Genomic DNA, 12,511 nt, shown 5'->3' on the forward strand with positions numbered 1-12,511 from the left:
GGCAATATCAAAGCATTCACAGTCGGAGATAACGGACATGTCCCTACGCACCCTGCTCGCCACATTGCTGGTGACTTGCAGCTTTTCAGTCATCGCCGCCACCGAGGTCGTGCCGCTGAACTACCACACCAGCGCTGACATGCTGCCAATGGCACAAGATTTTATCGGCAAGGATGGTCAGGTCAGCGCCTACGGCAACCAACTCATCGTCAATGCCGATCAGCGCAAGATCGACGAACTTAAAGCACTTATCGCTCAACTCGACACCCAGCCCAAGCGCCTGCTGATCACCGTCGACACCAGCGAAAACAACTTCCAGGGCGACCAGGGTTACTCGGTCAATGGCAACAATGCCGGCCAGACGCGAATCATCAATCGCAGCACCGACAGTCGTGACGGTGGCATCCAGCAGATCCAGGCCAGCGAAGGCGCACCGGCACTGATCCAGGTCGGCCAGAGCGTACCGCTGACCAGCACCCAGTCCGATTCCTATGGCGATCTGCGCAGCCAGACCGAGTACCGCAACGTCACCCAGGGTTTCTACGTCACCGCCAGCATCACCGGCGATATCGTGCACCTGGACATCAGCACCAACCGCGACCGCATGAGCCAGGAACGGCCCGATGTAGTGAATGTGCAAAGCACCGACACAACCGTCACGGGCCGCCTTGGCGAATGGATTACCCTCGCCGGCGTAAACCGCCAAAGCCAGGCCGACAAACAGGGCCTCACCCGCAGCTACTCGACTCAAGGCCGGGATGACATGACCCTGCGAGTGAAAGTCGAGACTTTGGACTAAACCACCGATAACTGACTGATTAGTCGTATTAGACCAAAGATGTAGTGCTTGAAAAAAAGCACTACAAAACGTTTGACGATCTAAAAAAGCAAAGGCATGATGGCCTCGCTCCCGCTAATCAGGGGCCCTGGCAAGGGCCTTCGAGGCGATGTTCGCACCTACCCCGCGAACCGCTTCGTGTCTGTACCGCCCACAAGGTGTGTTTGACGAGATTGCCGACTGGAACGAAGTTGTCCCGAGGGACGGAAGCGTAATTAGGTAACCCGGCTCCACACTGAAGTTTGCACCACGGCCCACGATGCCCGAATGCGTTCGCCAGTTCGCCCTTACCTGCTCACTTCCCCTCGAGCCCATCGTTCATCCCGTCGCCAATCCCGCCGAATCCGACTTGACCTCCTAAGCTTCTGGTCAGCGAGCGCATGAGTTTTCCACCGCAGAACAACTTTCCGTAAAAGACGCGACGAGGTTTATCTCCATGGCACTGACACGCGAACAGCAAATTGCAGCCCTCGAAAAAGATTGGGCTGAAAACCCACGCTGGAAAGGCGTGACACGCGCTTACTCCGCTGCTGACGTCGTCCGCCTGCGTGGCTCGGTTCAACCTGAGCACACCTTTGCAAAACTGGGCGCCGAGAAGCTCTGGAACCTGGTGACCCAGGGTGCCAAGCCGTCCTTCCGTCCCGAGAAAGATTTCGTCAACTGCATGGGCGCCCTGACCGGCGGCCAGGCTGTGCAACAAGTCAAAGCCGGTATCCAGGCGATCTATCTGTCTGGCTGGCAAGTCGCTGCGGACAACAACTCCGCAGAATCGATGTACCCGGACCAGTCGCTGTACCCGGTGGATTCGGTTCCAACCGTGGTCAAGCGCATCAACAACTCGTTCCGTCGTGCTGACCAGATCCAGTGGAAAGCCGGTAAAGGCCCGGGCGACGAAGGCTACATCGACTACTTCGCGCCAATCGTAGCTGACGCTGAAGCCGGTTTCGGCGGCGTACTGAACGCTTACGAGCTGATGAAGAGCATGATCGAAGCAGGCGCCGCCGGCGTTCACTTCGAAGACCAGCTGGCTTCCGTGAAAAAATGCGGCCACATGGGCGGCAAGGTACTGGTTCCTACCCAGGAAGCGGTACAGAAGCTGACCGCTGCTCGTCTGGCGGCTGACGTTGCCGGTACTCCGACCATCATCCTGGCTCGTACCGACGCTAACGCTGCTGACCTGCTGACGTCCGACTGCGACCCGTACGACCAGCCATTCGTAACTGGCGAACGTACCCAGGAAGGTTTCTACAAAGTACGCGCCGGTCTGGACCAGGCTATCGCTCGCGGCCTGGCTTACGCTCCGTACGCCGACCTGATCTGGTGCGAAACCGCCAAGCCGGACCTGGACGAGGCTCGTCGCTTCGCCGAAGCGATCAAAAAGGAATACCCGGACCAACTGCTGTCGTACAACTGCTCGCCTTCCTTCAACTGGAAGAAAAACCTGGACGACGCGACCATCGCCAAGTTCCAGCGCGAACTGTCCGCCATGGGCTACAAGCACCAGTTCATCACCCTGGCCGGCATTCACAACATGTGGCACAGCATGTTCAACCTGGCGCACGACTACGCCCGCAACGACATGACTGCCTACGTGAAACTGCAAGAGCAAGAGTTCGCTGACGCTGCCAAGGGTTACACCTTCGTGGCTCACCAGCAGGAAGTGGGCACCGGCTACTTCGACGACATGACCACCGTGATCCAGGGTGGCTCGTCTTCGGTTACCGCGCTGACCGGCTCGACTGAAGAAGAACAGTTCCACTGATACCGAGTAAACGGCCGTTGCGGACCGAGTAAGAGCTAACCGCAACGTCGCACCTCTAGACGCCCCGACTGGTTCGGGGCGTTTTTTTGCCTGTGATTTGCAGGCAATCACAGCCGTGTAGCGGCTGCCGAAGGCTGCGTTCGAGGACGAAGTCCTTGCGAAATCAACCACCGTGTTGTGCCTGTTTCACCTTGCACTCGGGTTTTACGACTGCTGCGCAGCCGGACGCAGCCTTCGGCAGCTGCTAAAGGGTTCGCGCACGCCGGCTTTTGTGCGGAAAATCATTGATCCAGAGCCGTTTTCAGATCAGAAAGCAGGTTAAAACGACCTCGCTCGCTACTTGCAGTAACCGCTATATAAGACAACTTCCTGCCCGTTCACCCGATAAACAGTTTAAAAACCACCAGCAACGATATTGATTATCATTTAGCTCAAACTATGTTCGTTACATTCCCAACAAAACAATATTGATGAAATAACCCGTAATGCCCGCAACGCATGGGCCGCCGGGGTTTTGAGGTGGGCCATGTCCTTATTCCATTCAATAATTTCGCTATCTGAATTTTACTTGCACCGTGTTGTGCCATAAAATCAGCGGGATTGATTGCTGCGACATATCGTCACTGCGTTGTTTCTTTTTCAAGCTCAGAGACCTTTGCTCTCTGTTAAGGATTTCCAGCATGCCCGAAGCGACAGGACTCATGGCCCACAACTGGGGCTTTGCCATTTTCCTTCTGGGCGTCGTCGGCCTCTGTGCCTTCATGCTTGGCGTCTCCAGCCTCCTTGGGTCAAAAGCCTGGGGCCGCAGCAAAAACGAACCGTTCGAGTCCGGCATGCTACCTACAGGTGGCGCCCGCTTGCGGCTCTCAGCCAAATTCTATCTGGTCGCGATGCTCTTCGTGATCTTCGATATCGAAGCCCTCTTTCTCTTTGCCTGGTCTGTGTCCGTCCGCGAAAGCGGCTGGACCGGATTCGTCGAAGCTCTCGTTTTCATAGCAATTCTGTTGGCAGGTCTTGTCTACCTGTTCCGAGTGGGCGCCCTTGACTGGGCTCCGGAAGCGCGGCGCAAGCGGCAGGCGAAGCTGAAACAATGAGGCTTTGGCAATGCAATACAATCTCACCAGGATCGACCCCGATGCTCCTAACGAGCAGTATCCGATCGGCGAGCGGGAAACCGTTTCCGATCCGTTAGAAGATCAAGTCCACAAAAACATCTTCATGGGCAAGCTCGAAGACGTGCTTAACGGCACGATCAACTGGGGGCGCAAGAACTCCCTGTGGCCGTATAACTTCGGTCTTTCGTGCTGCTACGTGGAAATGACCACCGCCTTCACGGCGCCCCACGACATCGCGCGCTTTGGCGCCGAGGTTATCCGGGCATCGCCGCGTCAGGCGGATTTCATGGTTATCGCCGGTACCTGCTTCATCAAGATGGCGCCGATCATTCAGCGTCTCTACGAGCAAATGCTCGAACCTAAATGGGTTATCTCCATGGGTTCGTGCGCCAACTCCGGTGGCATGTACGACATCTACTCCGTCGTTCAAGGGGTGGACAAGTTCCTGCCCGTGGACGTCTACGTGCCTGGCTGCCCGCCCCGTCCTGAAGCTTTTCTGCAAGGCTTGATGCTGTTGCAGGAATCGATTGGACAGGAGCGTCGTCCGCTTTCCTGGGTCGTCGGCGATCAAGGCGTGTATCGCGCCGAGATGCCTTCGCAAAAGGAACAGCGCCGCGAACAGCGAATCGCAGTCACCAACCTGCGCAGCCCCGACGAAGTCTGATCCAGATCTGCTTCTTTAATAGAACGAGACACTGGCTTCATTCTTTACGTTGACCGAAAGCGATAAATAACCATGACTACAGGCAGTGCTCTGTACATCCCGCCTTATAAGGCAGACGACCAGGATGTGGTCGTCGAACTGAACAACCGTTTTGGCCCCGAGGCGTTCACCGCCCAGCCTACCCGCACCGGCATGCCGGTGCTTTGGGTTGCCCGCGCCAAACTGGTCGAAGTCCTCAGCTTCCTGCGTAACCTGCCCAAGCCGTACGTCATGCTCTATGACCTGCACGGCGTGGACGAGCGTCTGCGCACCAAGCGTCAAGGGCTGCCAAGCGGCGCCGACTTCACCGTGTTCTATCACCTGATGTCGATCGAACGTAATAGTGACGTGATGATCAAGGTCGCCTTGTCCGAGAGCGACCTCAGCGTACCGACCGTCACCAGCATCTGGCCGAACGCCAACTGGTACGAGCGTGAAGTCTGGGACATGTACGGCATCGACTTCAAAGGTCATCCGCACCTGACCCGCATCATGATGCCGCCGACCTGGGAAGGTCACCCGCTGCGCAAGGACTTCCCGGCCCGTGCCACCGAATTTGACCCGTTCACCCTGACCCTGGCCAAGCAACAGCTTGAGGAAGAAGCTGCACGCTTCAAGCCTGAAGACTGGGGCATGAAGCGTTCAGGCGCGAACGAGGACTACATGTTCCTCAACCTCGGTCCGAACCACCCTTCTGCTCACGGTGCCTTCCGCATCATCCTGCAGCTGGACGGCGAAGAGATCGTCGACTGCGTGCCTGACGTCGGTTACCACCACCGTGGTGCCGAGAAAATGGCCGAGCGTCAGTCCTGGCACAGCTTCATCCCGTACACCGACCGTATCGACTACCTCGGCGGCGTGATGAACAACCTGCCGTACGTGCTCTCGGTCGAGAAGCTGGCCGGCATCAAGGTGCCCGAGAAGGTCGACGTCATCCGCATCATGATGGCCGAGTTCTTCCGTATCACCAGCCACCTGCTGTTCCTGGGGACGTATATCCAGGACGTCGGCGCCATGACCCCGGTGTTCTTCACGTTCACCGACCGTCAGAAGGCGTACACGGTGATCGAAGCCATTACCGGTTTCCGTCTGCACCCGGCCTGGTATCGCATCGGTGGCGTCGCTCACGACCTGCCACGCGGCTGGGAAAAACTGGTGAAAGACTTCGTCGAGTGGATGCCAAAGCGTCTGGACGAATACCAGAAAGCCGCCCTGGATAACAGCATCCTCAAAGGCCGGACCATCGGCGTCGCCGCCTACAACACCAAGGAAGCCTTCGAATGGGGCGTCACCGGTGCAGGCTTGCGTTCGACCGGTTGCGACTTCGACCTGCGTAAGGCTCGCCCGTACTCCGGTTACGAAAACTTCGAATTCGAAGTGCCGCTGGCCGTCAATGGCGATGCCTACGACCGCTGCATCGTGCGCGTCGAAGAAATGCGCCAGAGCATCAAGATCATCGAGCAGTGCATGCGCAACATGCCGGAAGGCCCGTACAAGGCGGATCACCCGCTGACTACGCCGCCACCGAAAGAGCGCACCCTGCAGCACATCGAGACCCTGATCACGCACTTCCTGCAAGTTTCGTGGGGCCCGGTCATGCCGGCCAACGAATCCTTCCAGATGATCGAAGCGACCAAGGGCATCAACAGTTATTACCTGACGAGCGATGGCGGCACCATGAGCTACCGCACCCGGATTCGCACCCCAAGCTTCCCGCACCTGCAGCAGATCCCTTCGGTGATCAAAGGCAGCATGGTCGCGGACTTGATTGCGTACCTGGGTAGTATCGATTTCGTTATGGCCGACGTGGACCGCTAAGCATGAACAGCACGCTTATCCAGACAGACCGTTTCGCCCTGAGCGAAACCGAGCGCTCGGCCATCGAGCACGAGTTGCATCACTACGAAGATCCGCGCGCGGCGTCGATCGAAGCACTGAAGATCGTCCAGAAGGAACGTGGCTGGGTGCCTGATGGCGCGCTCTACGCCATCGGCGAGATGCTCGGCATTCCGGCCAGCGACGTTGAAGGTGTGGCGACGTTCTATAGCCAGATCTTCCGCCAGCCCGTAGGCCGTCACATCATTCGCGTTTGCGACAGCATGGTCTGCTACATCGGCGGCCACGAGTCTGTGGTCAGCGAAATCCAGAGCAATCTGGGCATCGGCCTGGGTCAGACCACCGCCGACGGTCGTTTCACCCTGCTGCCGGTCTGCTGCCTCGGCAACTGTGACAAGGCGCCGGCGTTGATGATCGACGACGACACGTTCGGTGATGTGCAGCCAGCAGGCGTTGCCAAATTGCTCGAGGGCTACGTATGACCCTGACTTCTTTCGGCCCGGCCAACCGCATCAAGCGTTCGGCCGAGACTCACCCGCTCACCTGGCGTCTGCGTGACGACGGCGAAGCTGTCTGGCTCGACGAGTACCAGGCCAAGAACGGTTACGCCGCTGCGCGCAAAGCCTTCGCCGACATGGCCCAGGACGACATCGTCCAGACCGTGAAAGACGCCGGCCTGAAAGGTCGCGGCGGTGCAGGTTTCCCCACTGGCGTTAAGTGGGGCCTGATGCCCAAAGACGAATCCATCAACATCCGCTACCTGCTGTGCAACGCGGACGAGATGGAACCGAACACCTGGAAAGACCGCATGCTGATGGAGCAACTGCCCCATCTGCTGATCGAAGGCATGCTGATCAGTGCTCGCGCGCTGAAAACCTACCGTGGCTACATCTTCCTGCGTGGCGAATACACCACCGCCGCCAAGCACCTGAACCGTGCCGTGGAAGAAGCCAAGGCAGCGGGCCTTCTGGGCAAGAACATTCTGGGCAGCGGCTTCGATTTCGAGCTGTTTGTTCACACCGGCGCCGGGCGTTACATCTGCGGTGAAGAAACCGCACTGATCAACTCCCTCGAAGGCCGCCGCGCCAACCCGCGCTCCAAGCCACCCTTCCCTGCCGCCGTTGGCGTGTGGGGCAAGCCGACCTGCGTGAACAACGTTGAAACCCTGTGCAACGTGCCGGCGATCATTGCCGACGGCGTGGACTGGTACAAATCGTTGGCCCGTGAAGGCAGTGAAGACATGGGCACCAAGCTCATGGGCTTCTCCGGCAAGGTCAAGAACCCGGGCCTCTGGGAATTGCCATTCGGCGTCACCGGTCGCGAGTTGTTCGAAGACTACGCCGGCGGCATGCGCGATGGCTTCAAGCTCAAGGCCTGGCAGCCAGGCGGCGCCGGTACCGGTTTCCTGTTGCCGGAACACCTCGACGCACAAATGTACGCCGGCGGCATCGCCAAAGTGGGCACCCGTATGGGTACCGGCCTGGCCATGGCGGTGGACGACAGCGTCAACATGGTGTCCCTGCTGCGCAACATGGAAGAGTTTTTCTCCCGCGAGTCCTGCGGCTTCTGCACCCCGTGCCGTGACGGTCTGCCGTGGAGCGTCAAGCTGCTGCGTGCGATCGAGAACGGTGAAGGGCAAGCCGGCGACATCGAAACCCTGCTGGGTCTGGTCGGTTTCCTCGGCCCTGGCAAGACCTTTTGTGCTCACGCACCGGGCGCCGTGGAGCCGTTGGGCAGCGCAATCAAATACTTCCGCTCGGAGTTCGAAGCCGGCATCGCGCCCACCAGCGCCGCCGTCCCGCCTCTGGCAAGGCCGATCGTAGTCGGCGCATAAACGCTTAAAAAAGCGAAGGGTCCGTACCCTTCGCTTTCTCGTGTGATGACGCCTTTAACGGCTGTGTTGATTCACGCGAACAACAAGATTCCATTAGCCACGCCCGCTGACACCGGGCCAACGAAGAACTTTGAACCATGGCCACTATCCACGTAGACGGCAAAGAGCTCGAAGTCGATGGGGCAGACAACCTGTTACAGGCATGTCTGTCGCTAGGCCTCGATATCCCGTATTTCTGCTGGCACCCTGCCCTGGGCAGCGTTGGCGCTTGCCGCCAGTGCGCGGTCAAGCAGTACACCGACGAGAACGACACCCGTGGTCGCATCGTCATGTCGTGCATGACACCCGCTACCGACGGTAGCTGGATCTCCATCGAAGACGAAGAAGCGAAAGTGTTTCGCGCCAGCGTCGTCGAATGGCTCATGACCAACCACCCACACGACTGCCCGGTCTGTGAAGAAGGCGGTCATTGCCACCTGCAAGACATGACCGTGATGACCGGTCACAACGAACGCCGCTATCGCTTCACCAAGCGCACCCACCAGAACCAGCAACTGGGCCCGTTCATTTCCCACGAAATGAACCGCTGCATCGCCTGCTACCGCTGTGTGCGCTTCTATAAAGACTACGCCGGCGGCACTGACCTGGGTGTGTTCGGCGCCCACGACAACGTGTACTTCGGTCGCGTTGAAGACGGCACCCTGGAAAGCGAGTTCTCCGGCAACCTCACCGAGGTCTGCCCGACCGGTGTGTTCACCGACAAGACTCACTCCGAGCGCTACAACCGCAAGTGGGACATGCAGTTCTCGCCGAGCATCTGCCATGGCTGCTCCAGCGGTTGCAACATCTCCCCGGGTGAGCGTTACGGTGAACTGCGTCGCATCGAAAACCGTTTCAACGGTTCGGTGAACCAGTACTTCCTGTGCGACCGCGGCCGTTTCGGCTACGGCTACGTCAACCGCGAAGACCGCCCACGTCAGCCATTGCTGGCCAACGGCGCCAAGCTGAGCCTCGACGAAGCGCTGGATAAAGCCGCTGACCTGCTGCGCGGTCGCAACATCGTCGGTATCGGGTCGCCCCGCGCCAGCCTCGAAAGCAACTATGCGTTGCGCGAACTGGTGGGCGCCGAGCACTTCTACTCCGGTATCGAAGCCGCCGAGCTGGAACGCATTCGCCTGGTGATGCAGGTGTTGAAAGACAGCCCGCTGCCAATCCCGAACATGCGCGACATCGAAGACCACGATGCAATCTTCGTCCTCGGTGAAGACCTGACCCAGACCGCCGCCCGTATGGCGCTGTCCCTGCGTCAATCGGTCAAGGGCAAGGCCGAAGACATGGCCGACGCCATGCGCGTTCAGCCTTGGCTCGACGCCGCCGTGAAGAACATCGGCCAGCACGCGCTGAACCCGCTGTTCATCGCCAGCCTGGCTGAAACCAAGCTCGACGACATCGCTGAAGAATGCGTTCACGCCGCACCTGACGACCTGGCCCGCATCGGTTTCGCCGTGGCTCACGCCCTCGACGCCAGCGCGCCTGCCGTTGAAGGCCTGGACACCGAAGCACTGGACCTGGCCAAGCGCATTGCCGACGCCCTGCTCGCAGCCAAGCGTCCGCTGATCATTGCCGGTACCTCCTTGGGTTCCAAGTCGCTGATCGAAGCCGCCGCCAACATCGCCAAAGCCTTGAAGCTGCGTGAGAAGAACGGTTCCATCAGCCTGATCGTGCCAGAGGCCAACAGCCTCGGCCTGGCCATGCTCGGTGGCAACTCGGTCGACGAAGCGCTGCAAGCGGTGATCGATGGCAAAGCCGACGCCATCGTCGTGCTGGAAAACGATCTGTACACCCGTACCGACAAAGCCCGTGTCGATGCCGCCCTGAACGCCGCGAAAGTGGTGATCGTGGCAGACCATCAGAAGACCGCTACCAGCGATCGCGCGCACCTGGTTCTGCCAGCGGCCAGCTTCGCTGAAGGCGACGGTACGCTGGTCAGCCAGGAAGGCCGCGCCCAGCGCTTCTTCCAGGTGTTCGACCCGAAATATATGGACGCGAGCATCCTGGTTCACGAAGGCTGGCGCTGGCTGCACGCCCTGCGCGCAACCCTGCTGAACCAGCCGATCGACTGGACCCAACTGGACCACGTCACCGCTGCCGTAGCTTCGAGTACGCCGCAACTGGCGCGCATCGTTGACGCAGCGCCGTCCGCCGCGTTCCGCATCAAGGGCATGAAACTGGCTCGCGAACCGCTGCGTTATTCCGGTCGTACCGCCATGCGCGCTGACATCAGCGTGCACGAACCGCGTACCCCGCAAGACAACGACACAGCGTTCAACTTCTCGATGGAAGGTTACTCGGGCTCGGTAGAACCGCGTCAGCAAGTGCCATTCGCCTGGTCTCCGGGCTGGAACTCGCCGCAAGCCTGGAACAAGTTCCAGGACGAAGTCGGTGGTCACATCCGCGCTGGCGACCCGGGCACCCGCCTGATCGAAAGCACCGGTGATTCGCTGAACTGGTTCGCCTCCGTTCCACGGGCATTCAACCCGGCTCAGGGCACCTGGCAAGTCGTGCCGTTCTTCCACCTGTTCGGCAGCGAAGAGAACTCTTCGAAAGCCGCGCCGGTTCAGGAACGCATTCCAGCCGCATACGTCGCTTTGGCCAAATCCGAAGCCGACCGCCTGGGTGTCAATGAAGGCGCCTTGCTCAGCTTGAACGTGGCTGGCCAGACCCTGCGTCTGCCACTGCGTATCAACGAAGAACTGGGTGCCGGTCTGGTTGCATTGCCAGCGGGTATCGCCGGCATTCCACCGGCGATTTTCGGCAAATCCGTTGACGGTCTGCAGGAGGCAGCTCAATGACCTGGTTCACGCCTGAAGTGATTGACGTGATCATCGCGGTCCTCAAGGCCATCGTGATTCTGCTCGCCGTGGTGGTGTGCGGCGCGCTGCTGAGCTGGGTCGAGCGTCGTTTGCTCGCCCTCTGGCAGGACCGTTACGGTCCGAACCGCGTCGGCCCGTTCGGCGCGTTCCAGATCGCGGCCGACATGATCAAGATGTTCTTCAAGGAAGACTGGACGCCGCCGTTCGCCGACAAGATGATCTTCACCCTGGCACCGGTCGTGGCCATGAGCGCCCTGCTGATTGCCTTCGCGATCATCCCGATCACCCCGACCTGGGGCGTGGCGGACATCAACATCGGCATCCTGTTCTTCTTCGCCATGGCGGGCCTGTCGGTGTATGCCGTGTTGTTCGCCGGCTGGTCGAGCAACAACAAGTTCGCCCTGCTGGGCAGCTTGCGGGCCTCCGCGCAAACCGTGTCGTACGAAGTGTTCATGGGCCTGTCGTTGATGGGCATCGTGATCCAGGTCGGCTCGTTCAACATGCGCGACATCGTCGAATATCAAGCCCAGAACCTGTGGTTCATCATTCCGCAGATCTTCGGTTTCCTGACCTTCTTCATCGCTGGCGTCGCCGTGACTCACCGTCACCCGTTCGACCAGCCGGAAGCGGAACAGGAGCTGGCCGACGGTTACCACATTGAATACGCCGGCATGAAGTGGGGCATGTTCTTCGTGGGCGAGTACATCGGCATCGTGCTGATTTCGGCGCTGCTGGTGACCTTGTTCTTCGGTGGCTGGCACGGTCCGTTCGGCATTCTGCCGCAGATCCCGTTCATCTGGTTTGCACTGAAAACCGCGTTCTTCATCATGATCTTCATCCTGCTGCGCGCTTCCATTCCGCGCCCACGGTATGACCAAGTGATGGACTTCAGCTGGAAGTTCTGCCTGCCGCTGACCCTCGTCAACATGCTGGTGACCGCTGCGATCGTGTTGCTTAACACGCCCGCCGTCGCGGCTCAGTGAGGATAGAGAATCATGAAGTACATTTTTGACATCGTGCATGGCTTCTTCACCCAGCTTCGCAGCCTGGTGATGATCTTCGGCCATGCCTTCCGCAAGCGTGACACGCTGCAGTACCCGGAAGAGCAGGTCTACCTGCCGCCGCGCTACCGTGGCCGTATCGTGCTGACCCGTGACCCTGATGGCGAAGAGCGTTGCGTTGCCTGCAACCTGTGCGCTGTGGCTTGCCCAGTGGGTTGCATCTCGCTGCAGAAAGCTGAAACCGATGACGGTCGCTGGTACCCGGAGTTCTTCCGCATCAACTTCTCGCGCTGCATTTTCTGCGGCCTCTGCGAGGAAGCCTGCCCGACCACCGCGATCCAGCTGACACCGGATTTCGAGATGGCCGAGTTCAAACGTCAGGACCTGGTTTACGAGAAAGAAGATCTGCTGATCTCCGGCCCCGGCAAAAACCCTGATTACAACTTCTATCGTGTTGCAGGTATGGCGATTGCCGGTAAGCCAAAAGGCGCCGCGCAAAATGAAGCCGAACCGATCAACGTGAAGAGCTTGCTGCCTTAAGGAAGAAAG

The 12,511-nt window shown here is 59.3% G+C and carries 10 protein-coding genes; all 10 read left to right on the top strand.

The genetic code is table 11. From position 1 onward, the window contains the following. Positions 1 to 37: 37 nt before the first annotated feature. Positions 38 to 799, top strand: coding sequence for a secretin N-terminal domain-containing protein (locus tag H7698_RS18075; protein ID WP_194692352.1), 762 nt, complete (start codon positions 38 to 40; stop codon positions 797 to 799). A gap of 475 nt (positions 800 to 1,274) precedes the next feature. Continuing rightward, positions 1,275 to 2,600 (top strand): isocitrate lyase, encoded by a 1,326-nt coding sequence (gene aceA / locus H7698_RS18080; RefSeq protein WP_008032724.1) that lies wholly within the window; start codon positions 1,275 to 1,277, stop codon positions 2,598 to 2,600. A gap of 680 nt (positions 2,601 to 3,280) precedes the next feature. Then, entirely contained in the window at positions 3,281 to 3,694 is a 414-nt protein-coding gene (locus H7698_RS18085) for an NADH-quinone oxidoreductase subunit A (RefSeq protein ID WP_003223812.1), read from the top strand. A 10-nt stretch (positions 3,695 to 3,704) separates the two neighbouring features. Next, the gene (locus H7698_RS18090; RefSeq protein ID WP_008146035.1) at positions 3,705 to 4,379 is read left to right on the top strand and encodes a NuoB/complex I 20 kDa subunit family protein; all 675 of its coding nucleotides are present in this window, start codon (positions 3,705 to 3,707) and stop codon (positions 4,377 to 4,379) included. Positions 4,380 to 4,451: 72 nt separating this feature from the next. Then, positions 4,452 to 6,236 (top strand): NADH-quinone oxidoreductase subunit C/D, encoded by a 1,785-nt coding sequence (gene nuoC, locus H7698_RS18095; protein WP_162438559.1) that lies wholly within the window; start codon positions 4,452 to 4,454, stop codon positions 6,234 to 6,236. Between the two features lie 2 nt (positions 6,237 to 6,238). After that, positions 6,239 to 6,736, top strand: coding sequence for an NADH-quinone oxidoreductase subunit NuoE (gene nuoE, locus H7698_RS18100; RefSeq protein WP_162438560.1), 498 nt, complete (start codon positions 6,239 to 6,241; stop codon positions 6,734 to 6,736). Next, positions 6,733 to 8,088 (top strand): NADH-quinone oxidoreductase subunit NuoF, encoded by a 1,356-nt coding sequence (gene nuoF / locus H7698_RS18105; protein WP_162438561.1) that lies wholly within the window; start codon positions 6,733 to 6,735, stop codon positions 8,086 to 8,088. The genes nuoE and nuoF overlap by 4 nt, the downstream gene beginning before the upstream one ends. Before the next feature lie 137 nt (positions 8,089 to 8,225). Next, a complete protein-coding gene (nuoG, locus tag H7698_RS18110) occupies positions 8,226 to 10,940 on the top strand; it encodes an NADH-quinone oxidoreductase subunit NuoG (protein ID WP_194692353.1) in 2,715 nt (904 codons plus the stop codon). Next, a complete protein-coding gene (gene nuoH / locus H7698_RS18115) occupies positions 10,937 to 11,944 on the top strand; it encodes an NADH-quinone oxidoreductase subunit NuoH (RefSeq protein ID WP_028623953.1) in 1,008 nt (335 codons plus the stop codon). Before nuoG ends, nuoH begins: the two co-directional genes overlap by 4 nt. Before the next feature lie 12 nt (positions 11,945 to 11,956). Next, on the top strand, positions 11,957 to 12,502 hold the full coding sequence (gene nuoI, locus H7698_RS18120; protein WP_205892400.1) for an NADH-quinone oxidoreductase subunit NuoI: 546 nt from the start codon (positions 11,957 to 11,959) through the stop codon (positions 12,500 to 12,502). Positions 12,503 to 12,511 lie beyond the last annotated feature (9 nt).

It is taken from the genome of Pseudomonas sp. p50(2008) (assembly GCF_015351605.1).
Classification (GTDB): Bacteria; Pseudomonadota; Gammaproteobacteria; order Pseudomonadales; family Pseudomonadaceae; genus Aquipseudomonas.

Coding starts and splice junctions, on each gene's coding strand:
- nuoI (WP_205892400.1), top strand. CDS start 11,957: ATGAAGTACATTTTTGACATCGTGCATGGCTTCTTCACCCAGCTTCGC.
- nuoE (WP_162438560.1), top strand. CDS start 6,239: ATGAACAGCACGCTTATCCAGACAGACCGTTTCGCCCTGAGCGAAACC.
- nuoF (WP_162438561.1), top strand. CDS start 6,733: ATGACCCTGACTTCTTTCGGCCCGGCCAACCGCATCAAGCGTTCGGCC.
- H7698_RS18090 (WP_008146035.1), top strand. CDS start 3,705: ATGCAATACAATCTCACCAGGATCGACCCCGATGCTCCTAACGAGCAG.
- nuoC (WP_162438559.1), top strand. CDS start 4,452: ATGACTACAGGCAGTGCTCTGTACATCCCGCCTTATAAGGCAGACGAC.
- nuoG (WP_194692353.1), top strand. CDS start 8,226: ATGGCCACTATCCACGTAGACGGCAAAGAGCTCGAAGTCGATGGGGCA.
- H7698_RS18075 (WP_194692352.1), top strand. CDS start 38: ATGTCCCTACGCACCCTGCTCGCCACATTGCTGGTGACTTGCAGCTTT.
- aceA (WP_008032724.1), top strand. CDS start 1,275: ATGGCACTGACACGCGAACAGCAAATTGCAGCCCTCGAAAAAGATTGG.
- H7698_RS18085 (WP_003223812.1), top strand. CDS start 3,281: ATGCCCGAAGCGACAGGACTCATGGCCCACAACTGGGGCTTTGCCATT.
- nuoH (WP_028623953.1), top strand. CDS start 10,937: ATGACCTGGTTCACGCCTGAAGTGATTGACGTGATCATCGCGGTCCTC.